We start from the raw sequence: 20,528 nt of genomic DNA on the forward strand, positions 1-20,528 counted from the left end.
CTGTTCACCTCGGACATCGCGGACTGAAAGGCCCGGAACGTGAAGGAAAAGGGCCGCAAGGTCATTGCGACCAATCGCAAGGCGCGTCACAACTACACCATCCTCGACGTCTACGAGGCGGGGATCGCCCTCGTCGGTACCGAGGTGAAGAGTCTGCGCGAGGGCAAGGCGTCGCTGGTCGACGCGTTCGCCACCGTCGACGACGGTGAGGTCTGGTTGCGCTCACTGCACATTCCCGAATACACGCAGGGCACGTGGACCAACCACGCGCCGCGCCGTACCCGGAAGTTGCTGCTGCACAAGCGGGAGATCGAACACCTCGTCGGCAAGACGCGGGAGGGAAACCAGACTCTGGTTCCCCTGTCGATGTACTTCTCCGACGGCAAGGTCAAGGTGGAGCTCGCGCTCGCGAAGGGTAAGCAGGACTACGACAAGCGCCAGGATCTGGCCAGGCGGACCGCCGAGCGTGAGGTGACCCGCGAACTCGGCCGCCGAGTCAAGGGCATGCGCTGACGTCCGTCCTGCTCGCGCTCGTGGCCGCGATCGGTTACGGCGTGAGCGATTTCATCGGGGGAGTCGCGTCCCGCAGGGTCGCGGCGCTACGCGTCGTCATCGTGTCGTACCCGCTGTCGCTGCTGATCGTGCTCGTGATCGCCCCGTTCGCCGGGGGCACACTCACCTCGTCGTCCCTCGTCTGGGGCGCCGTGGCGGGAGTGGCCGGTGGCGTAGCGGTCTGGTGGTTCTACCTCGCGCTGGCCTCGGGACCGATGTCGGTGGTGTCGCCGCTGACGGCCGTGCTGGTCGCGGGCATTCCGGTACTGATCGGGCTCGCGTTCGGTGAGCGACCCGGGCCCATCGCGTACATCGGGATCGCCGTGGCCCTCGTCGCCGTCGTCCTCGTCAGCAGGGAATCTCCCGACGAGACCGCGGGAGAGGTCGCCGGGGGCAGGGTGCTGCGCTTCACCCGCACCGTGGCGCTGCTCACCGTCGGATCCGGCGTCGCGTTCGCGCTCTCCTTCGTCTCGCTGCATCAGATCGGTGACGACGGCGGGATGTGGGCGCTCGCCGTGTCCCGTGCCGCGGCGACCGCGGTGGTGTGGCTCGTCGCATTGTCCGCCGGCCACTTCGTGCTGCCGCACGGCGAACCCCTCAAGCTCGCCGTGTACGTGAGTTTCCTCGACGTCCTGGCCAATGCGGCCATGATGTACGCGTTCCAGGGCGGTCTGCTGTCGCTCGTCAGCGTGATCGGATCGCTGTACCCCGCCGCCACCGTTCTGCTGGCGATGGTGATGCTCGGTGAACGGGTGAGCAGAATGCAGCAAGCGGGGATGCTCCTCGCCCTCGCGGCCGTCGGAATGATCGCCGTGGCCAGCTGAAATACGGCCGCCGACACTCGGGAGGAAAACCGGGATGAATCCGGACCGGGTTCGCGTTACACTAGGTGGCCCCGCGAGACTCGTGGGGCACGTACGGGGCTGAACGGTTTCGACTGCGTACGTTGAGGTAGGGGAAGCGTGTCGGTGCAGGCAAGAGACCACCGTAAGCGTCGCTGCAAACATATAAGCGCCGATTCCAATCAGCGCGACTACGCACTCGCTGCCTAAGTAGCGACTGCGTGTCTGTCAGTCCGGGTTCGCCCTCGGCCCGGGTACTGGCATCAGCTAGAGGGCTTTACCGTTCGACTCGGTCGCGGAGTCGAATGGGACAACCAACAGCGACTGGGATCGTCATCCTGGCTTGTTTGCGAGACTGGGAGATCCAAGTAGAGACATAGCAAACTGCACACGGAGAAGCCCTAGCTTTGCTGCGGAGGACCCGGGTTCAATTCCCGGCAGCTCCACCGAGTCCGGGCCGGACACCACCAGGTGTCCGGCCCGGATTTTTTTGTGCCCTGCGAGTTCGAACGGCCCCGCCCCTCAGCCGTGACACGATGTGTGCCGTGTCCCTGACGAAACCGGTGGCCGTGGTCGCCCTGGGCGGTGCGCTCGGTGCGTCCGCGCGATTCCTGCTGGCCGCCCTGTGGCCCGGCATCTGGACCGTCCTTCTGATCAATGTGGTCGGGTCGCTCTTGCTCGGTTACCTCGCCGAGACGGTCGGGCCGGACCGGTTGTGGCGACTGTTCCTCGGAGTCGGCGTCCTCGGCGGCTTCACCACGTTCTCGACGTTCGCGGTCGACGCGGTGCGGGAGGACGCCGTCACCGCGACGCTCTACGTAGTGGCCACCCTGATACCGGCCCTGCTCGCGGCGCGGCTGGGGATGCTCGTCGGTCACCGGCACCGGCTGGCGCGACAGGCGGCGGCGTGACCGTCCTCCTCGTAGCCCTCGGCGGCGCGCTCGGTGCGACCACGCGGTACCTCACCGGCCGGTACGTCGACTCTTACCGCAGCTTTCCGGTGGCCACCTTCCTGGTGAACGTCGCCGGGTGCCTGATCCTCGGACTGCTGTCGGGGGCGTCGATGTCCGTGCAGACATTCGCCTTGCTGGGCACGGGTTTCTGCGGCGGACTGACCACGTACTCGACGTTCGCGGTGGAATCGGTGGGACTGCTGCGGATCCGGCGGGCGCTCACGTCCGTCGTCTACGTGGTCGCGAGTGTGGCGGCCGGACTGGCCGCCGCCTGGCTGGGATTCCGATTGACGTCTTGAGGGCAGACTCCGGTGCGAGGGTGCAGGATGGGTGGGTAGTCGAGTTCGATCCCGATGAGTTTCCAGGAGGTCTCGTGGCGCACGACAGAGCGGGTCAGGTGGCACTGCCGGAGGATCTGGTGGACATCGCGCACCTGGTTACCGCGTACTACAGCGGCGTGCCCGACCCCGAGAACCCCTTGCAGCAGGTGGTGTTCGGGACATCCGGGCACCGCGGCTCGAGCCTGGACAACGCATTCAACGAGGCACACATCCTGGCCACTACCCAGGCCATCGTCGAGTACCGGGCGTCCCAGGGCATCGACGGGCCGCTGTTCGTCGGGCGCGACACCCACGCCCTGTCGGAGCCGGCGTGGACGTCGGCTCTCGAAGTGCTGGCCGCGAACGACGTGACGGTGCTGATCGATTCGCGGAACCGGTACACCCCGACCCCCGCGGTCAGTCACGCGATTCTCCGCTACAACCGCAGCGGCCCGGAATCGCAGGCCGATGGCATCGTCGTGACGCCGTCCCACAACCCACCCCGCGACGGCGGCTTCAAGTACAACCCGCCGCACGGAGGCCCCGCCGGCTCGGAGGCGACGACGATCATCGCCGATCGTGCCAACGAGTTACTCCGCCGGGACCTCTCGGGGGTGCGGAGAACTTCCGCGGAGCGGGCGATCCAGCGGGCCGAGCGGTACGACTTCCTCCGCTTCTACATCGACGACCTGCCGAGCGTCCTCGATCTCGACGCCATCCGGACGGCCGGAGTGCGGATCGGCGCCGACCCGCTGGGCGGAGCGAGCGTCGACTACTGGGGTGCGATCGCCGACACCCATCGCCTCGATCTCGAGGTCGTCAACCCGCTCGTCGATGCCACGTGGCGGTTCATGACGCTCGACACCGACGGCAAGATCCGCATGGACTGCTCGTCGCCGGACGCCATGGCGTCGCTGATCGGAGCCCGGGACCGGTTCGACATCTCCACCGGAAACGACGCCGACGCGGACCGGCACGGGATCGTCACTCCCGATGGGGGACTGATGAATCCCAATCACTACCTCGCGGTTGCCATCGACTACCTGTTCTCGCACCGCAGGGGGTGGGGTTCGACGGTGAAGGTGGGCAAGACACTCGTCAGTTCGTCGATGATCGACCGGGTGGTCGGGAGCCTCGGCCGCGAACTGCTGGAGGTGCCGGTGGGTTTCAAGTGGTTCGTCCCCGGACTTCTCGAGGGCTCGCTCGGCTTCGGTGGCGAGGAGAGTGCGGGTGCGTCGTTCCTGCGCCACGACGGCGGGGTGTGGACCACCGACAAGGACGGGCTCATCCTGGCCCTGCTCGCCTCGGAGATGACGGCGGTGACCGGCAAGACACCGTCGGTCCGGTACGGGGAACTGGCAGAGCAGTTCGGCAGCCCCGCCTACGCGCGCATTGATGCCCCCGCCACCCGCGAGCAGAAGGCGGTACTGGCGAAGCTGTCGCCCGAGCAGGTGTCGGCCACCGAACTGGCGGGGGAGCCGATCACCGCGACACTGACGAGTGCCCCGGGTAACGGGGCGGCCCTCGGCGGGCTGAAGGTCACCACCGAGTCGGCGTGGTTCGCGGCGCGGCCGTCGGGCACCGAGGACGTCTACAAGATCTACGCCGAATCATTCAAGGGCCCGGACCATCTCGCGCAGGTGCAGGCGGCGGCCAAGGAACTGGTGGCCGACGTCCTGAAGTAGGTGTTCGGCCGGGGGTAGGTGCCGCCGCCGCTGCGGGGGCACCTACCATCGGATTCAACTATGAACACTCGCGCAGCCGGGCTGCCCGCCGGGCGCAGCCCGCGGCTCCCTTCGGAAATCTGGGTGCTGGTCTCGGCCAGCTTCGTCATCGCACTCGGATTCGGGATCGTCGCACCCGCCCTCCCACAGTTCGCCCGCAGTTTCGACGTGAGCGTGACGGCGGCGACGGTGGTGATCTCGTCGTTCGCGTTCATGCGCCTGGTCTTCGCCCCGGTCAGCGGCCGCCTCGTGCAGAAACTGGGGGAGCGGCCGGTCTACATCACCGGACTCCTGATCGTCGCCGCCTCGACCGCCGCCTGCGCGGTCGCGGGGGACTACTGCCAGTTGCTCGTCTTCCGTGCGCTCGGGGGCATCGGCTCGACGATGTTCACGGTGTCGGCGATGGGCCTGGTGATCCGCATCGCACCGGTGGACAGCCGCGGTCGAGTGTCCGGGCTCTACGCGACGAGCTTCTTGATGGGGTCGATCTCCGGACCCCTCGTCGGCGGGCTGCTCGTCGGATTCGGACTGCGGGTTCCGTTCGTCATCTACGCGATCGCCCTCGTCATCGCGGCCGCGGTCGTCTTCGTGAGTCTGCGCGGTTCGCACCTGACGGCGCCCGACGCCACCGCCGCCGGAGCCGCCATGACGCTCCGGGAGGCTCTCGGGCAGCCCGTCTACCGCGCTGCGCTCGGCTCCAATTTCGCGTTCGGCGGGGTGATCTTCGGCGTGCGGGTCGCGATGGTCCCGCTGTTCGTCGTCGAGGCGCTGCACCGCGACGCCGCCCTCGCCGGCATCGCCCTCACCGTCTTCGCCGTCGGCAATGCACTCGTCCTCATCGTGTCCGGGCGGTTGTCCGACGTCTACGGCCGGAAGCTGTTCGTCCTGCTCGGACTGCTGGTGTGTGGCGCCAGCACCGTCGGGATGGGACTCAGCGAGAACCTGCTGGTGTTCCTGGTGCTGTCCGGCATCGCGGGCATCGGATCCGGAGTGATGAGTCCCGCGCAGCAAGCCGCGGTCGCCGACGTCGTGGGCGCGAAGTCCCGGGGTGGTCCCGTGCTGGCGACCTTCCAGATGGTCGCCGACGTCGGCGGAGTCCTCGGCCCGGTCGGAGCGGGTCTGCTCGCCCAGCACCTGTCCTACGCGGTCGCATTCGGCGTCACCGGCGGGGTCATGCTTCTCGCCGCAGTGGGCTGGCTGCTCGTGCCGAACACGCCGGCGCCCAAGGTGTCGGTCGAGGCGGTCTGACCGACGCCTTCGGTACGCTCGTTCGAGTGTGGATCAAGGTTGTCTCCCTTCTCGCCCGGCTGTCTCTCGCCGTTGTCTGGCTGGTCTCCGGCGCACTCAAAGTCGCCGACCCCGCCCAGACGATCATCGCGGTGCGCGCCTACCAACTGCTTCCCGAGGACCTCGTCCGGCCCGTCGCCAACACGTTGCCGTTCCTCGAGATCGCGCTCGGGCTGCTCCTGCTGATCGGGCTCGCCGTCCGCGCCACGGCCGCGGTGTCCGCCGCGCTCCTGCTCGTGCTCATCGCCGTGATCGTCTCGGTGTGGGCCCGCGGGCTGTCCATCGACTGCGGATGCTTCGGTGGCGGTGGTGCGGCCGACGTGAACGGCTGGGACTACACCAAGGAGATCCTCCGGGATGTGGGCTTCCTCGCACTGGCCGTGTGGCTGATCGTGTTCCCCCGTTCCCTGTTCGCGCTGGGGCTCGGCTCCAGCGCCACATTCTCAGTGACCCCTCAGCAGGCGGTGGCAGAGTAAGCATTCGGTAAATCGATCCGACGTCGAAGGACTGCATCCACGTGAGCTCGAAGAACAAGTACAACCCGCAGCCGGAATCCAGCCGGTCCACCTACGTTCTCGGTGGGCTCGCGGTACTGGTCATCGCCGTACTGGTCATCGGTGGTGTGATCTGGCAGAGCAACCGCAGCAAGCCGCGCAACGACGGTTACGGCGGGGTCCAGAACTCCGAGGTCCAGGTGGCGCTGCAGGACGACGGTGTCGTACTTCTCGGCCGCCCCGACGCGGCCACCGCGGTCGACCTGTTCGAAGATCCCATGTGCCCGTACTGCGCCGAGCTCGAGAACAAGAACGGCCAGGAACTCGCGCAGGCCATCGACGACGGCAAGGTGGCCGTCCGGTATCACGTCCTGAACTTCCTCGACCAGCTCTCGGCCAGCGGTGACTACTCCACCCGCGCCGTCGCGGCATCCGAGTGCGTCGCAGAAACCGGTGACGCCGTGGCGTATTCGGCGTTCCACGCGGCGCTGTTCTCCCCGTCGAACCAGCCGAAGGAGAACGGCAGCTCCGATCACACCAACGAGGAGCTCGCGCAGATCGCCGGCGACGCCGGAGCGTCCGACGAGGCCGTCCAGTGCATCACCACCGGCGCGAAGGTCGAGCAGGCCCGTGCGCACGCCGAGGCGGGCCGTCAGGCCCTCGCCGCGAGCGGCGCTACCGGCACCCCTGCCGTGGTCGAGGACGGCACCGTGATCGATGCACTCTCCAACGAGAACTGGGTGTCGCAGCTGTAGGCTGCTCCGCCGCCCGTGCGCCTTTTTGGTAGCTGGAACAACCAGAAAGGCGCACGGGCGCGAAGCGCCCCTGACCAGGCGATTTGTTGGCCCGGTCGGCAATGGTGTAACTTTCTTCGAGCACGGAGGAAGTCATTCCGAGTGCGGAGAACAACCGAATACGGGGCTATGGCGCAGCTGGTAGCGCACCACACTGGCAGTGTGGGGGTCAGGGGTTCGAGTCCCCTTAGCTCCACTTTCGAGAGAAGCCTCTCATCCGCAGACAATGCGGGTGAGGGGCTTTCCTCATTCCTCCCCTTGTCCCGGTGGGACACTGGCGTCATGACATTCACTGTGACGCATCGATCATTCGACCAATTGGCGGAGTTCGCCGTCACCGACTTCGGCGACGACGACAGCTACAGCATCCACGAGTCCGGGGCGCTCGTCATCGTCCGTGCCGCCCGGGAGCTGATCTACGCCCCCGGGAGCTGGTTCCTGGTGGAGCGGGAGGACGGGCAGGAGGACGGTTCGCCCGGTAACTACATGTGACCGACCAGCCCGGCGACGGTGCTCGAGGTCGAATTCGTACATATGTTCGATAACCGGGTAGATTCGACGTGTGGCCGCCAGAACCGAAACCGCGCCGGGACGCTGTCCGAACGGGCACACGCTGGCCGCCAACACGTGCCTGGTGGGATGGGAGGTGTGTGGGTGCGCGACGTCGAACAACGGTGGGCACCGCACCCATTTCTGTCGGCGGTGCGGCGCGACCGTCCGGACTCCGCCGTGCAGTGGTGCGGCGTCCGGCGACGGTCGGTGAGCGCGCGGCTATCGGATCGGTTGCCTCGCGGCCGTGGGGTTGCCCCAGATCGTGTCGGATTCGTCCTGGAGCACGAGGGCGACCAACTTCTCGGTGCCTGCCGTGAACGTGGACGCCGCGACGCGCACCCAGATCCAGTGGCCTTCCCGGTGGCGGATTCGCGGATGTGCTGTCGCGCTGGTGTTTTCCGTGCCCAGGACCCGGGCGAGCATGGTTCCCCACAGTTCGGCGTCGTCGGGGTGGAACAGCTGCTCGTGCTCGAGGTCTGCGAATTCTTCGGTGTCGTAGCCGATCAGGGCCGCACAGGCGGGGTTGCTGAACACGAGGTTTCGTTCCCGGTCGTGAACGCTGATCGCGTGGGGGATGGACTCCATCAGTGCAGCGAATCCGTCGCTATCCAGTTGTCTCACTGTCCCCCCTCGGGCATCTTCGATGGCGCCCATATAGTACGCCGCGCCTCGGATCTCCGGGCGGTGTCGCAGTTAACGACGAGCAACGTCCGATAGTGGGCCTGATGCTTGGGGATAGGGTGACGGGATGCGGTTCGTCACCATCGTCCAGGCCTCCGCGTTCGTCCCCGTGTGGCTGCGGGTTCTCCTGCTGATGGCGGCAGGCGCGAAAGTGTGGGGGGCCGGCATCTGTTCCGGCTGCCACTTCGGCGGCAAGGACGTCACGATGGGGCTGGGGACGTTCGTCAACCGCGGAGTGCTGTTCGACGGCACCGCGCCCATCACGCTCGGCAGGCAGGTCGCTGTCGGGCACCGGGCCCAATTCATCACGAGCACTCACGAGATCGGTCCGAGCTCCGGCCGGGGCGGGCGGGTGGTCGACCGCCCGATCGTGGTCGGAGACGGATGCTGGATCGGCGCAGGCGCGATCATCCTCCCCGGAGTGACGGTGGGGGGCGGATGTGTCATCGGGGCGGGCACGGTGGTCACCCGCGACTGCGAGCCGAACGGGCTCTATGCGGGGTCGCCCGCGCGTCGTGTCCGCGACCTCGACCCGTCGCCGTCCGTCCGCTGAGCGCCGGCCCGGCGTTCGACGGCGACCGCTCGGTTCGCACCGTCGAGAAACCGTGAAATGGTGGCTCTTTCGGCAGCGTCGAAGTCGCGGAGGATGGAGGCCGTCCGGTCGATGAGCGGTCCGAAGAACGTCTGGCCGAGATCGACGGCGCGGGGTGTGACGGCGAGCAGCGACCTCCGACGGTCGTCGGCGTCCCGGTCGCGCCGGATCAGGCCGGATTTCTCCATGCGGTCGAGGAGGGCGGTGACCGAGGCGGAGTTGATGCCGAGCTGACCTCCGAGCCATCCGGGTGTGGCTGCGAGGCCCGCCCGGTCGGCGTCGAGGATGCAGATCAGTGCGCGCAGATCGGTGGTGTGCAGTCCGTGCAGTTGCGCGAATTCGGCACCGAGCAGGTTCAGCTCGACTGCGAGTGCACGCAGCCGGTGTACGGTCTGTGCGCCGTCGTCCGGGTTCACGCCCTGTAATCTACTGCGACTTTTCGTTCGATTGTCTAGTATCTCGATCATCGAGGTAATTCGAGGAGGGCTGATGTCGGCAGTCGACGACTTCCTTGCCGCCTACGACGCGCTGCTGGACGACTGGCCGGTGAACGTCACCCCCGTCGACGTCCCCACACCGTTCGGGTCCACCCGGGTCAACGTGTGCGGACCCGCGTCGGGGGCGCCGCTTCTCCTGCTTCCCGGAGGCGGGGCGACGTCGACCGTGTGGATCGCGAACGTCGCGGCGCTCGCCCGCAGTCACCGGGTGCTCGCGGTGGACGTCATGGGCGACGTGGGGCGCAGCGTGAACGACGGTGCACAACTGCGCACGGCCCTGAACCTGTTCGAGTGGCTGGACGCCGTGCTCGACCATCTCGAGGTGAACGCGTCCGCAGTGGTCGGCCATTCGTACGGCGCCATGATCGCCCTCGCCTACGCGCTGCACGGTTCCCGTCGCGTCGACAGCCTGGTGCTGCTCGACCCGACGTCCTGCTTTGCGGGCATGAGCCCGAGATACCTGCTCCGTGCGGTGCCGGTGCTGATCAGGCCGACGGAGAAGCGGCAGCGGAGCCTGATCGGCTGGGAGACCGCAGGCGCCGGAGTCGACCCCCGGTGGCTCGGCGTCACCGCGCTCGGGACGGCCGCCTTCGGCCGCACCACGCTCGTGGTGCCCCCACGCCCGAAGCGGGACGCGCTGGCGCGGCTGACCGCCCACACGTCGGTGGTGCTGGCCGGGGCGAGCCGGGCGCACGATCCGGGGAGGGTGGCGGCGAACGTTCGCCGGTTGCTCCGGTCAGCCACGGTCACGACGATTCCCGGAGCCACGCATCATGCGCTGCCGATGGCGCCCGCTGCCGTCGTCGACGCGGCGATCCTCTCCGCGGGGGTGGGGCGCTAGGATGGGCGCCCGGTAGATCGTCGAGGTCCCACGGAGGTCGCAGCGTTGGCGAAGAAGCGGATTCCCGTCGTCATCGTCGCCGGATTCCTCGGTTCGGGAAAGACCACCCTGCTCAACCACGTGCTGCGCAACAACCGCGGGGTCCGGGTCGGCGTCATCGTCAATGACTTCGGCGCCGTGAACATCGATTCGATGATGGTGGCCGGTCAGGTCGATTCCATGGTGTCGCTGAGCAACGGCTGCATGTGCTGCGCCGTGGACGTCAGCGACATGGACGAGATGCTGGACCGCCTGGCGCATCCCACGTCGCAGATCGACGTGATCATCGTCGAGGCGAGCGGACTTGCCGAGCCGCGCAACATGATTCGGCTCGTTCTCGGCAGCACCAACCCGCACGTCGTGTACGGCGGTCTGGTCGTGATGGTGGACGGTGAGCAGTTCGAGGACATGTCGGCACAGCACCCGGACCTCGGCAAGCACGTCACACTCGCCGACCTCGTGATCCTGAACAAGACGGACCGCATCGACGACGGCCGGCGCGCAGCCGTGCAGGCGATGGTCCGCGACTACAACGACCGCGCGCCCGTCCTGACCACCGACCACGGCCGGATCGAGCCCACCCTGTTGTTCGACCGGGAACCCGGGCGTGAACCGGCGGCGGGGGAGCAACTCACCCTCGACCAGCTCCTGCTGGACCAGCACGACCACTGCGAGGACCACGATCACCTCCACTCGTCCTACGAGGCACTCGATTTCGCCTCGGACGACCCGATCGATCCGCGGCGGCTCGTCGAGTTCCTCGAGAAGCGACCGGTCGGGATCTACCGGATCAAGGGATTCGTGCACTTTGCGGTGCCCGGGCAGTCGCGGAAGTTCGAGGTGCAGACGGTCGGTCCGCACATCAGATTCACGTCGACGCGCTGGGAATCCGGCGAGGAGCGGGCGACCCAGCTGGTGCTCATCGGCGCCGACATCGAGGCCGAGCAGGTGCGGACCCGGCTCGCGGACTGTGTCGTGGCGGAGGGAGAAGAGGCGGACCCCGGCGCGATGCTGGGCGTGCACCGCTATACCGTGACCGCGTGACCGAGTCTGTGTGTAGTCCTGAAACGAATCCCGAGCCCGCGCTGTCCGTGTACGACGCGATCCGTCGTCGCCGTGACGTGCGGGCCGAATTCACCGGGGAGCCGATCGCGGCCGACGTGCTCGACCGCATCCTGGGCGCGGCGCACTGCGCCCCCAGCGTCGGCAACACTCAGCCCTGGGATTTCGTCGTCGTGCGCGACACCGAGACGCTGACCACGTTCGCCGACCACGTGGCGGGCGCGCGGCGGCGTTTCGCGGACTCGCTGCCCGAAGACCGAAAGAAGACGTTCGATCCCATCAAGATCGAAGGGATCTGCGAGAGCGGTATGGGCATCGTCGTCACCTACGACCGGAGCCGCGGCGGCGAACACATCCTCGGCAGGCACACGGTCGACGACACCGGTCTGTTCTCCGCCGTGCTCGCGATCCAGAATCTGTGGCTCGCCGCGGCCGCCGAGAACGTCGGCGTCGGCTGGGTGTCGTTCTACGACGAGCCCTATCTCACCGAATTGCTGGGAATCCCCGACCCGGTGCGCCCCATCGCCTGGCTGTGCGTGGGGAAGGTTGCCGAGTTCCAGCAGGTGCCGGACCTCGAGCGCTTCGGGTGGCGGGGGCGCCGGCCACTGGCCGACGCCGTCCACCTCGAGAAGTTCTAGCCCTGACGGCGGCGTGAGCCACCGGCGGACGCCGTGCGGGTGCCGCCGCCCGTGGACGCAGCGGCGCGCGGGCGTCCGGCCGCACCCGAGCGGGAGCGACGTGCGCCGCCGCCCTGACCGTGTGCGCGACCGCCCTGGCCGCGTCCACCCTGGGCGCCGCCCGGTCGCTGATTGCGTCCGCCGCCGTTCGACACCGGTGCCGCCTTGGGGGCGGGAGCGACGTGCGGTGCGATGTCGCCGACCAGGTCGAGCACGTGTGCGGACTCCGCGGTGCTGCGGACGGGGGTCACCTTGATCGCGGCCTTGCGCATGAGCACGGCGAGGTCCTTCCGCTGCTCGGGCAGCACAACCGTCACGACGTCGCCGGCGCTGCCCGCGCGTGCGGTGCGACCGGAACGGTGCAGGTATGCCTTGTGCTCGGCGGGCGGATCGACGTGGACGACCAACTGCACGTCGTCGACGTGGACGCCGCGCGCGGCGACGTCGGTGGCCACCAGCACGCGTGCCTCACCGGCGGAGAACGACGCGAGGTTGCGGTCACGGGCCGCCTGCGACAGGTTGCCGTGCAGGTCGACCGAGGGGATTCCCGCCTCGGTGAGCTGACGGGCCAGCTTGCGGGCCTGGTGCTTGGTGCGCATGAACAGGATCCGGCGTCCGGTTCCGGACGCCAGCCGCTCGACCAGCTTGCGCTTGGCTTCGACGCCGTCGACGTCGAACACGTGGTGCGTCATGGCCGCGACAGGCGAGTTCGCCTCGTCGACCGAGTGCAGGACCTCGTTCTTCAGGAACCGCTTCACCAGCTTGTCGACGCCGTTGTCCAGGGTGGCGGAGAACAGCAGCCGCTGCCCCTGCTGGGGAGTCGCGGTGAGGATGCGGGTGACGACGGGCAGGAAGCCGAGGTCGGCCATGTGATCGGCCTCGTCGAGCACGGTGATCTCGACGGCGTCGAGGCTCACGAACTTCTGCTTCATCAGGTCTTCGAGCCGTCCGGGGCACGCGACGACGATGTCGACGCCGGCCTTGAGAGCGCTCACCTGACGGTTCTGGGAGACACCACCGAAGATCGTGGTGACCCGCAGGTCGTAGGCGGCTGCGAGGGGCTCGAGGGTTGCGGTGATCTGCGTGGCGAGCTCGCGGGTGGGGGCCAGGATCAGGCCCACCGGGCGGCCCGGGCGCCGCTTTCCGCCCGACAGTTCACCCGCGAGGCGGGACACCATCGGGATGGAGAAGGCCAGCGTCTTACCGCTGCCCGTCTTGCCCCGGCCGAGCACGTCGCGGCCCGACAGCGTGTCGGGGAGGGTGTCGACCTGGATGGGGAACGGGGAGGTGATCCCCTTGTCGGCGAGTGCTTTCACCAGTGGTTCACGGACACCGAGCGCGGCGAACGTCGTGTCGGGAGTATGTGTATCAGACAAGTGGTCAGGCCTTTCGGGCACAGGGTTGTGCCCGGAGGGCCGATACGGAAGGTCTCCGTCGGAGCTCGAGCACAGGTTGGCGGCGTTGCCGGTCGGCAAGCTTCTTCGCCGTAAGAAGAGCGGATGCGGTGGTGCACATCCAACAGGATTCGGGTGACCGAACTGAATGCGTTCTACGACGCTGGATGACCGTCGTGGTCACCTAGTGATCGCCACTCTACCCGGTGGCAGCCGAACGGTCCGACCGAGGAGTCACAAACCGACCCATTCCGAGGCCCCGTCGGCGAATTTCTGCCGCTTCCAGATGGGTACCTCGTGCTTGATGCGCTCCACCAGTTCGGCGCACGCGGCGAACGCCTCGGCGCGGTGGGGTGCGGCGACCGCGGCGACCACCGCGAGGTCGCCGACGGTGAGGGATCCGACCCGGTGGATGGCCGCCACGGGCAGTCCGGTGGACGCCGCGACCTCCTCACACACGGTGCGGAGGAAGCGTTCGGCGTCCGGGTGCGACTGGTATTCGAGGGCCGAAACGGATTGTCCGCCATCGTGATTGCGCACGACGCCGGTGAACACCACGACGGCGCCGTGCTCGGGCCCGGCCACGGCGGCGTCGACGACGGCGGGATCGAGGGGTTGGTCCGAGATCTGGGCGAGGATGTCAGGCATCGTGCGCACCTCCACCGGCGACCTGAGCGAGGAGATGGTCGACGATGGGGTCGAGGACGGACAATCCGTCCTTGACGCCGCCCGGCGAACCGGGCAGATTCACCACGACTGTGCCGTTCGCCACACCCGCGAGTCCGCGGCTCAGCGAGGCGTGCGGGGTGACCTCCGTCCCGCGATTCCGGATGGCGTCGGCCACACCGGGCAGTTCGCGGTCGAGCACCGCGCGGGTGGCCTCCGGGGTCGCATCCGTGGGGGAGACGCCGGTGCCGCCGGTGCTGATGATCAGCGCCGGATTGCCGGACAGTGCGTCGGCGAGGCCGGCCGCGATGTCGGCGTCCGCGTAGACGAGCGGACCCCGGGTGGTGAAGCCACGGTCCTCGAGCCACGCGGCGATGACCGGGCCGGTCGTGTCTTCCCGAGTGCCCTTCGCGCCGCCGGTCGAGGCGACGAGCACGGCCGCGGATCGCGATGTCACCGTGGGGATTCCGGTGCTCTGCTGCTCACGCGTCCAGTGTCCGCGTTTGCCGCCGTCCTTGGTGAGCAACCGGACACCGTCCAGTGTCGCGGCAGGGTCGACGGCTTTCACCATGTCGTGCAACGTCAATCCGGCCACCGCCACGGCGGTGAGGGCCTCCATCTCGACACCCGTCGGGCCCTTCGTCTTCGCGGTGGCCTCGATCGTGATGGCATGGTCGGTGAAACCGAACTCCAGCTTCACCGAGGACAGCGCGAGCTGATGGCACAACGGAATCAGCTCGGACGTCTTCTTCGCCCCCGAGATCCCGGCGATCCTGGCCGTCGCGAGTACGTCTGCCTTGGGTAGATCGTCGGCCCGGACCAGCTCGATCACCGCGGGTGTGGTGACCAATTGCCCCGCGGCCACCGCGATTCGGGTCGTGTCCGCTTTCGCGCTCACATCGACCATGCGGGCGCGGCCCTCACTGTCGAGGTGCGTCAGGTCGCTCATAGGGGTATCACCTTCACGAGTTGGCCGGCGTCGAGCGCGGTGACGTCGGCGGGAACGTCGACGAGGACGTCCGCCCATGCCATCGCGGCGACGAGATGGGAACCGGGGCCGGACACGAGTTCGACTCCGGCATCGGTGCGGCGTGCGCGGAGGAACTGCCGCTTGCCGGGAATGGAGGTGACGGCCGCGGCGAGCGGCAGCTCCTCGGGTTCCGTCGCGGGGAGCCCGGCCGCGCGCCGGATCTCGGGACGCGCGAACACCTCGAACGACACGAGGGTGCTCACGGGGTTGCCGGGGAAGTTGAGGACGGGTGTGCCGTCCACCACGGCGGTGCCCTGGGGGCCGCCCGGCTGCATCGCCACGTGACCGAAGTGTGCGCCGAGCGGTGTGAGGGTTTCCTTGACCACCTCGAAATCGCCCATCGACACCCCGCCGGACGTGAGCACGAGATCGGCGGTGGTGGTCGCCTCCGCGAGCAGGGTCCGGAACTCGGCAGGGTCGTCGCCACTGCGCGTGATCGAGACGACCTCGGCGCCGTTGGCCCTGGCGCTCGACGCGAGGGCGATTCCGTTCGAGTCGTAGATTTCTCCCGGATGCAGCACGGTGCCGGCGTCCACGAGTTCGGCGCCCGTGGTGATCACGGCGACCCGCGGGCGCGGTAGCACCGGGACGTGCTGCAGGCCGACGGCGGCGAGGACGGCGATATGCCGGGCGGCGAGCGCGCTGCCTGCGGGTAGAAGGAGCATGCCTTCGCGGACGTCGCTGCCGCGCTCGCGCACGAACTCGCCGGCGGTGCGGGAGCGTTCGATGCGGACCTGTCCGTCGGTGGCCTCGGTGTCCTCGACCGGGACGATCGCGTCGGCGCCGTCGGGGATCGGCGCACCGGTCATGATCCGGTATGCGGTCCCGGGAGTATGGGTGGTGGTGCCTGCCGGTCCCGCCGCGATCACGCCCCGCACCGGCAGTACCGCCGGGACCGAAGCCACGGATGCGGCGTCGACCGCGTACCCGTCCATCTGCGAATTTCGGAACAACGGCAGGTCGACGGGGGAGTGGACGTCGGCGGCGAGGACGCGCCCGAGTGACTCCCCGAGCGGAATCTCCTCCGCCGGCCGCTCGTGGAGGGTCGCGAGAAGTTCGGCGACGTGCTGGGCGTGCTGCTCCACAGAGCGTGCGGTCACGATATTCCTCCGGCCATGGTCACCAATCCTAGGCACGCCTGCAGAGACGCGACGAGAGTGCACCGCGTCACACAGTGATCACCCCCTAGCGGCATACTGGACAGATGCAGGGAAAGGCAATTCGATGACGACAGTGGAGATGGGTATCCCGTCCGTCCGGTCGTCGGTCTCGCTCGTCGGCAGACCGGACGTCGACCATCTGGTCGACCGGTTCGGCCGCGTCGCGCGGGACCTGCGGGTGTCCATCACCGAGAAGTGTTCGCTGCGCTGCACGTACTGCATGCCCGAGGAGGGCCTGCCCGCGATTCCGGCGCAGAACCTGCTCACCGCGAACGAGATCGTCCGGCTCGTCGACATCGCCGTCCACCGCCTCGGCGTGCGCGAGGTCCGGTTCACCGGGGGCGAACCGCTGATGCGGGTGGACCTCGAGCAGATGATCGCCGGATGCGCCGCGCGCGTGCCAGGTATCCCGCTGGCGATGACCACCAACGCGGTCGGACTCGAGCACCGCGCGGCCGGGCTCGCGCGTGCCGGTCTGACACGGGTCAATGTCTCCCTCGATTCGGTCGATCGCGAGCACTTCGCGCGGCTGACGAGGCGGGACCGACTGCCGTCGGTGATGGCCGGTATCCGAGCCGCCGCCAGAGCCGGACTGGCGCCGATGAAGATCAATGCGGTGCTGATGCCCGAAACGCTCAGCGGCGCGGCCGATCTCCTGGAATGGTGCCTGCGCGAGGGCGTCACGCTACGGTTCATCGAGGAGATGCCGCTCGACGCCGATCACGAGTGGGCACGCGAGAACATGGTCACCGCCGACCGGTTACTGGCCGTCCTCGGCGAGCGGTTCACGCTCACCGAACACGGCCGGGACGACCCGTCGGCACCGGCCGAGGAGTGGCTCGTCGACGGTGGTCCGGCCACGGTCGGGATCATTGCGTCCGTCACCCGGTCGTTCTGCGCCGACTGCGATCGCACCAGGCTCACGGCCGAGGGAACGGTACGGTCGTGCCTGTTCAGCGATCAGGAGATCGACCTGCGGGCGGCGCTGCGGTCGGGTGCGGACGACGAGGAGCTGGCGCAGTTGTGGCGCGGCGCGATGTGGAACAAGTGGGCAGGGCACGGAATCAACGCGGACGGTTTCGCTCCGCCGGAACGCAGTATGGGAGCAATCGGTGGTTGACGTGACGGGTATCTCGGTTCGGTATTTCGCCGCCGCCGCCGACGCCGCGGGGTGCACCAAGGAGACTCTCGATCTCCCCGCGAGCGCAGACCTCGCCCAGGTGAAAGAACTTCTCCTCGCCAAGTACGGTCCCGACATGCAGCAGGTGCTGTCGGTCTCGGCGTTTCTCGTCGATTCCGAACTGACGCGCGATCTCACCCGGACGGCAGGCGCCCAGGTGGATGTGCTGCCGCCGTTCGCCGGTGGCTAGGCCTGCGCGCGGGCGGCGTCGGACAGCCACCGGTCGAAGGTGATCGTTCCGAACCGATTGTCGGGCACCAGGTTCGACCCGTCCCGAAAGAACTGACCCATCGCGCCGGGAAGAGGCACGTTCACGACGAACCCGTGCGTCCCGGTGGCCTTCTTCCACGCCGCCGTCAGATCGCGGGCGGTGCGAACCTCCGGGCCACCGATCGTGATCGGCTCCTCCGGCGCCGGTTCGGCGGCCAGGGCGGCGTCGACCAGCGCGGTCGCGACGTCTCTGGTGTCGATGGTCTGGAAGCTCGTCTTGGAGAAGGCGGGGATCAACCCGGTCCGGCTCGCCGGCTTCGCGATCCTGGGAATGAAGTCGTGGAACTGGGTCGCCCGGACGATCGACGTCTCCATCGCGGCACTCTCGTAGACCCGTTCCTGCTTCCGCTTCGCCCGGTAGTAAGGGAATTCGCTTCGGTCGACGTTGACGATGGAGAGCAGGACGGCGCGTCCGACTCCCGCGCCGTCCGCGGTGGCGAGGAGGTTCTCGGCCCCCTTCTCGAGCACGGCCCGGGTTCCGCGGGTCTTGCCGTCGGTGGTGTCAACCACGACGTCGACACCGTCGAGGGCCTCCGCGAGGCCGTCACCGGTGACGAGATCACCGTGGAAATGGGCGATCTCGCTGCCCGGCGCGCCGCCGTGCCGGGTCAGGACCCGGACGGAGTGACCACGCGCGAGGAACTCCTTGACCACTTGCCGGCCTGCAGTGCCGGTACCGCCCGCGACCAGCGCCTGGACCATCGGGTCACCGCCACCACGTGTCGAGCGGGGTCACCGGGACCGTGCGCTTGTGGCGGGTATTCAGGAACATGGTCTCGAGCTTCTCGGCGACGGCGTCCGGCACGTCCTTGCCCTCGAGGTAGTCGTCGATCTGTGCGTACGTGACGCCGAGCGCTTCCTCGTCGGGGAGGGCGGGGCGATCGTCCTCGAGGTCGGCGGTGGGGACCTTCTTCCACGTGCTCTCCGGTGCGCCGAGTTCGCGCAGGAGTTCGGCGCCCTGACGCTTGGACAACCCGGTCAACGGGGTGACGTCCACGCCGCCGTCGCCGAACTTGGTGAAGAAGCCGGTGATCGCCTCGGCGGCATGGTCGGTGCCGACCACGAGGTATCCGAGCTGGCCGGCGATCGAGTACTGGATCACCATGCGTTCGCGGGCCTTGATGTTTCCGCGGACGAAGTCGCGGAGTTCGCCGCCGTCGCCGATGATGTCGCGCAGCGCCTCGGACGACTCCTTCGCGGTGGCGTCCGCGCCGGGCTTCACGTTGACGACCACCGACCGGTCGGGCTTGATGAAGTCGAGGGCGATCTGCGCGTCGGACTCGTCGGCCTGGGTGCCGTAGGGCAGCCGCACGGCGACGAACTCGGCGTCGTGGCCCTCGTCGCGCAATTCGCTCGCCGCGAGCTGGGCGAGGCGTCCGGTGAGGGTGCTGTCCTGACCGCCGCTGATGCCGAGGACGAATCCCCTGGCCGGGGTCGACAGCAGGTAGTCCTTCAGGAACTGAACACGTTTGCGGATCTCGTCAGCCGCATCGATGGTGGGCTGGGCACCGAGTTCCTCGAGGATCTGCGCACGTAGATTCGCCATGACAGAACTCTAGCGAGTGCCCCTGACGAGTGCAGGGTACGGTTCCGCGCATGAGGAGATCGGGCGTTCTGGTGGTCAGCGCGACCAAGGCGGAGGCGGTGCACGTCCCGTCCGAGTTCGAGGTCCTGATCACCGGGATCGGCAAGGTGAGCGCCGCCGTGGCCGTGGCGTCCGCACTCGCCGACTACCCGCGAACGGACAAACCGCTCGTCGTCAACATCGGCACCGCCGGTGCGTTGCACGAGCACCACAGCGGCCTGTTCACGCCGTCGACCGTGCTCAACCACGACATCAGTGGCGACGCCATCCGGGCGCTCGGGCACGAGGTGGCCGATCTCCTCGCCCTGCCGGACGGTGACGGCTCCGTGCTCGCGACCGGCGACCTGTTCGTGTCCGACGCCGGTGTGCGCGACGTGCTCGCCCGCCGAGCCGACCTCGTCGACATGGAGGGTTTCGCGGTCGCCTATGCCAGCGCTCGCGGCGGCGCCCGGTGCCGGCTGGTCAAGCACGTCAGCGACACGGCCGACGACTCGGCACTGGACTGGCCCGCCCGGATCGATGCGAGCGCCCGGGAACTCGGGCGCTGGCTCGCGGCTCTCTAGCTCGCCCGCAGTGTCAGCCCGATTCCGTCGCTGTTGACCAGCCGCAGCGAGTCCGAATGGACGCTGTAACCGGTATCCCCGGTCAACGCCGCGAGTACGGCACGCTCGACCTCCGAGACGTCCGGGGGGCACGCCATCCGGGTGGTGGCCCAGGGGCTGAACAAGATCGAACTCTGCTGCACGTCCGCGGTCCCGGTCATGCGGTTGCAGCCGGTGAAGCCGGACGCCGAACCGTCGCCGGCGATCAACAACTGGGGTGCCGTTCTCTCCAGTGCCGCCGTCGTCGTGACCGCGTCCGGGCTGATCAGCGCGGTGACCGTCCAGGTGGTCCCGACGACGGGCCGATCCGGCCGGACGACCTTCTCGTCCGTCAGCGTCACCGAACCGGTGGGCGTGGTGAGGGTCAGCGTGTCGCCGCCGAGGGTCCAGTTCGGCTGCGCGTCGAGCAGCGCCGCCACCCAGGCGTCCGCGCCGGCGGCCTCTCCCGGACACGCCATCAGCGTCATCGCGAGCGGACCTGCCACGACCTTCCCGCCGGACAGGTCGACGTCGGCGCTGCCCTGATTGCATCCGGCCTCGACGGAGAGGCGTCCGGGGTCGGTGAAGCCGAGCACGAGCGGCCCACCGCCGGGAATGGGATCGCCCTCGACGGAGGTGGAGATGTAGGTGCGGCCCGCGGGATCCGGCGGCGTGGTCTGCGCGTCCCCGTCGCAGGCGGTGAGCGAGGCGAACGTCAGGAGGCCGAGAACGGTGGCGGTGGTGCGCATTCCCCG

General features: G+C 68.4%; 25 protein-coding genes, 1 tRNA gene and 1 other RNA gene. 18 read left to right on the forward strand and 9 right to left on the reverse strand.

Annotated elements, in window-relative coordinates:
• Positions 1 to 39: 39 nt before the first annotated feature.
• From smpB to FND50_RS14630, 11 genes are all read left to right on the forward strand, one after another.
• Entirely contained in the window at positions 40 to 513 is a 474-nt protein-coding gene (gene smpB / locus FND50_RS14580; RefSeq protein ID WP_005240226.1) for an SsrA-binding protein SmpB, read from the forward strand.
• A gap of 8 nt (positions 514 to 521) precedes the next feature.
• Positions 522 to 1,376: a DMT family transporter gene (locus FND50_RS14585; RefSeq protein ID WP_080606182.1), complete on the forward strand. Its 855-nt coding sequence runs from the start codon at positions 522 to 524 to the stop codon at positions 1,374 to 1,376.
• 95 nt (positions 1,377 to 1,471) lie between these two features.
• Positions 1,472 to 1,843: a transfer-messenger RNA gene (gene ssrA / locus FND50_RS14590) on the forward strand.
• Positions 1,844 to 1,930: 87 nt separating this feature from the next.
• Positions 1,931 to 2,305: a CrcB family protein gene (locus tag FND50_RS14595; protein ID WP_039950989.1), complete on the forward strand. Its 375-nt coding sequence runs from the start codon at positions 1,931 to 1,933 to the stop codon at positions 2,303 to 2,305.
• On the forward strand, positions 2,302 to 2,646 hold the full coding sequence (gene crcB, locus FND50_RS14600; RefSeq protein ID WP_144286193.1) for a fluoride efflux transporter CrcB: 345 nt from the start codon (positions 2,302 to 2,304) through the stop codon (positions 2,644 to 2,646). Before FND50_RS14595 ends, crcB begins: the two co-directional genes overlap by 4 nt.
• Positions 2,647 to 2,720: 74 nt before the next feature.
• The gene (pgm, locus tag FND50_RS14605) at positions 2,721 to 4,352 is read left to right on the forward strand and encodes a phosphoglucomutase (alpha-D-glucose-1,6-bisphosphate-dependent) (RefSeq protein WP_144286194.1); all 1,632 of its coding nucleotides are present in this window, start codon (positions 2,721 to 2,723) and stop codon (positions 4,350 to 4,352) included.
• Positions 4,353 to 4,412: 60 nt separating this feature from the next.
• Positions 4,413 to 5,639, forward strand: a complete 1,227-nt coding sequence (locus FND50_RS14610; RefSeq protein WP_144286195.1) for an MFS transporter — start codon at positions 4,413 to 4,415, stop codon at positions 5,637 to 5,639.
• A gap of 26 nt (positions 5,640 to 5,665) precedes the next feature.
• Entirely contained in the window at positions 5,666 to 6,154 is a 489-nt protein-coding gene (locus FND50_RS14615; RefSeq protein WP_144286196.1) for a MauE/DoxX family redox-associated membrane protein, read from the forward strand.
• A gap of 41 nt (positions 6,155 to 6,195) precedes the next feature.
• Positions 6,196 to 6,927 carry a DsbA family protein gene (locus FND50_RS14620; RefSeq protein ID WP_144286197.1) on the forward strand — a complete coding sequence of 244 codons (732 nt, stop codon included), beginning with the start codon at positions 6,196 to 6,198 and terminating at the stop codon, positions 6,925 to 6,927.
• A 162-nt stretch (positions 6,928 to 7,089) separates the two neighbouring features.
• Positions 7,090 to 7,162: transfer RNA gene (locus FND50_RS14625), tRNA-Ala, on the forward strand.
• Between the two features lie 86 nt (positions 7,163 to 7,248).
• Positions 7,249 to 7,458, forward strand: coding sequence for a hypothetical protein (locus tag FND50_RS14630; RefSeq protein ID WP_011598322.1), 210 nt, complete (start codon positions 7,249 to 7,251; stop codon positions 7,456 to 7,458).
• Between the two features lie 279 nt (positions 7,459 to 7,737).
• On the opposite strand, the gene FND50_RS14635 is transcribed toward FND50_RS14630, so the two are convergent.
• Positions 7,738 to 8,139 carry a PAS domain S-box protein gene (locus FND50_RS14635; RefSeq protein ID WP_260850986.1) on the reverse strand — a complete coding sequence of 134 codons (402 nt, stop codon included), beginning with the start codon at positions 8,137 to 8,139 and terminating at the stop codon, positions 7,738 to 7,740.
• 127 nt (positions 8,140 to 8,266) lie between these two features.
• Here FND50_RS14635 and FND50_RS14640 point away from each other — a divergent pair, with 127 nt between their 5' ends.
• Complete coding sequence (locus tag FND50_RS14640) at positions 8,267 to 8,752, forward strand: DapH/DapD/GlmU-related protein (protein ID WP_144286198.1); 486 nt, start codon at positions 8,267 to 8,269, stop codon at positions 8,750 to 8,752.
• Here FND50_RS14640 and FND50_RS14645 read toward each other — a convergent pair.
• Positions 8,692 to 9,258, reverse strand: coding sequence for a MarR family winged helix-turn-helix transcriptional regulator (locus tag FND50_RS14645; protein ID WP_144286199.1), 567 nt, complete (start codon positions 9,256 to 9,258; stop codon positions 8,692 to 8,694). The genes FND50_RS14640 and FND50_RS14645 overlap by 61 nt on opposite strands.
• A gap of 22 nt (positions 9,259 to 9,280) precedes the next feature.
• On the opposite strand from FND50_RS14645, the gene FND50_RS14650 reads away from it, so the two are divergent.
• The 3 genes from FND50_RS14650 to bluB are packed head-to-tail and all read left to right on the forward strand — an operon-like array spanning position 9,281 to position 11,868.
• The gene (locus FND50_RS14650) at positions 9,281 to 10,129 is read left to right on the forward strand and encodes an alpha/beta fold hydrolase (protein ID WP_144286200.1); all 849 of its coding nucleotides are present in this window, start codon (positions 9,281 to 9,283) and stop codon (positions 10,127 to 10,129) included.
• A 45-nt stretch (positions 10,130 to 10,174) separates the two neighbouring features.
• Complete coding sequence (locus FND50_RS14655) at positions 10,175 to 11,212, forward strand: GTP-binding protein (protein WP_144286201.1); 1,038 nt, start codon at positions 10,175 to 10,177, stop codon at positions 11,210 to 11,212.
• A complete protein-coding gene (gene bluB, locus FND50_RS14660) occupies positions 11,209 to 11,868 on the forward strand; it encodes a 5,6-dimethylbenzimidazole synthase (protein ID WP_051055332.1) in 660 nt (219 codons plus the stop codon). The genes FND50_RS14655 and bluB overlap by 4 nt, the downstream gene beginning before the upstream one ends.
• Here bluB and FND50_RS14665 read toward each other — a convergent pair.
• The 4 genes from FND50_RS14665 to glp all read right to left on the reverse strand — a co-directional run bounded on the left by FND50_RS14665 (position 11,865) and on the right by glp (position 16,097).
• A complete protein-coding gene (locus FND50_RS14665; protein ID WP_186301286.1) occupies positions 11,865 to 13,283 on the reverse strand; it encodes a DEAD/DEAH box helicase in 1,419 nt (472 codons plus the stop codon). The two genes, bluB and FND50_RS14665, sit on opposite strands and share 4 nt — an antisense overlap.
• A gap of 252 nt (positions 13,284 to 13,535) precedes the next feature.
• Positions 13,536 to 13,949 carry a molybdenum cofactor biosynthesis protein MoaE gene (locus FND50_RS14670; protein WP_007296818.1) on the reverse strand — a complete coding sequence of 138 codons (414 nt, stop codon included), beginning with the start codon at positions 13,947 to 13,949 and terminating at the stop codon, positions 13,536 to 13,538.
• The gene (gene moaCB, locus FND50_RS14675; RefSeq protein ID WP_144286202.1) at positions 13,942 to 14,916 is read right to left on the reverse strand and encodes a bifunctional molybdenum cofactor biosynthesis protein MoaC/MoaB; all 975 of its coding nucleotides are present in this window, start codon (positions 14,914 to 14,916) and stop codon (positions 13,942 to 13,944) included. Before moaCB ends, FND50_RS14670 begins: the two co-directional genes overlap by 8 nt.
• On the reverse strand, positions 14,913 to 16,097 hold the full coding sequence (glp, locus tag FND50_RS14680; RefSeq protein ID WP_144286203.1) for a gephyrin-like molybdotransferase Glp: 1,185 nt from the start codon (positions 16,095 to 16,097) through the stop codon (positions 14,913 to 14,915). The genes moaCB and glp overlap by 4 nt, the downstream gene beginning before the upstream one ends.
• A gap of 124 nt (positions 16,098 to 16,221) precedes the next feature.
• Here glp and moaA point away from each other — a divergent pair, with 124 nt between their 5' ends.
• Together moaA and FND50_RS14690 are read left to right on the forward strand one after the other, a co-directional pair.
• Positions 16,222 to 17,277, forward strand: coding sequence for a GTP 3',8-cyclase MoaA (gene moaA / locus FND50_RS14685; RefSeq protein ID WP_144286204.1), 1,056 nt, complete (start codon positions 16,222 to 16,224; stop codon positions 17,275 to 17,277).
• Positions 17,270 to 17,527: a MoaD/ThiS family protein gene (locus tag FND50_RS14690; protein ID WP_144286205.1), complete on the forward strand. Its 258-nt coding sequence runs from the start codon at positions 17,270 to 17,272 to the stop codon at positions 17,525 to 17,527. The genes moaA and FND50_RS14690 overlap by 8 nt, the downstream gene beginning before the upstream one ends.
• Here the strand turns inward: FND50_RS14690 and FND50_RS14695 are convergent.
• Positions 17,524 to 18,309, reverse strand: coding sequence for an SDR family oxidoreductase (locus FND50_RS14695; RefSeq protein WP_144286206.1), 786 nt, complete (start codon positions 18,307 to 18,309; stop codon positions 17,524 to 17,526). The two genes, FND50_RS14690 and FND50_RS14695, sit on opposite strands and share 4 nt — an antisense overlap.
• 4 nt (positions 18,310 to 18,313) lie before the next feature.
• On the reverse strand, positions 18,314 to 19,153 hold the full coding sequence (gene nadE, locus FND50_RS14700) for an ammonia-dependent NAD(+) synthetase (protein WP_144286207.1): 840 nt from the start codon (positions 19,151 to 19,153) through the stop codon (positions 18,314 to 18,316).
• 50 nt (positions 19,154 to 19,203) lie between these two features.
• Here nadE and FND50_RS14710 point away from each other — a divergent pair, with 50 nt between their 5' ends.
• A complete protein-coding gene (locus FND50_RS14710) occupies positions 19,204 to 19,755 on the forward strand; it encodes a nucleosidase (protein WP_043789679.1) in 552 nt (183 codons plus the stop codon).
• Here FND50_RS14710 and FND50_RS14715 read toward each other — a convergent pair.
• Entirely contained in the window at positions 19,752 to 20,522 is a 771-nt protein-coding gene (locus FND50_RS14715) for an META domain-containing protein (RefSeq protein ID WP_144286208.1), read from the reverse strand. The genes FND50_RS14710 and FND50_RS14715 overlap by 4 nt on opposite strands.
• Between the last annotated feature and the right edge of the window lie 6 nt (positions 20,523 to 20,528).

The organism is Rhodococcus sp. WB9, from assembly GCF_007558985.1.
GTDB classification, from domain to species: Bacteria; Actinomycetota; Actinomycetes; order Mycobacteriales; family Mycobacteriaceae; genus Rhodococcus_F; species Rhodococcus_F opacus.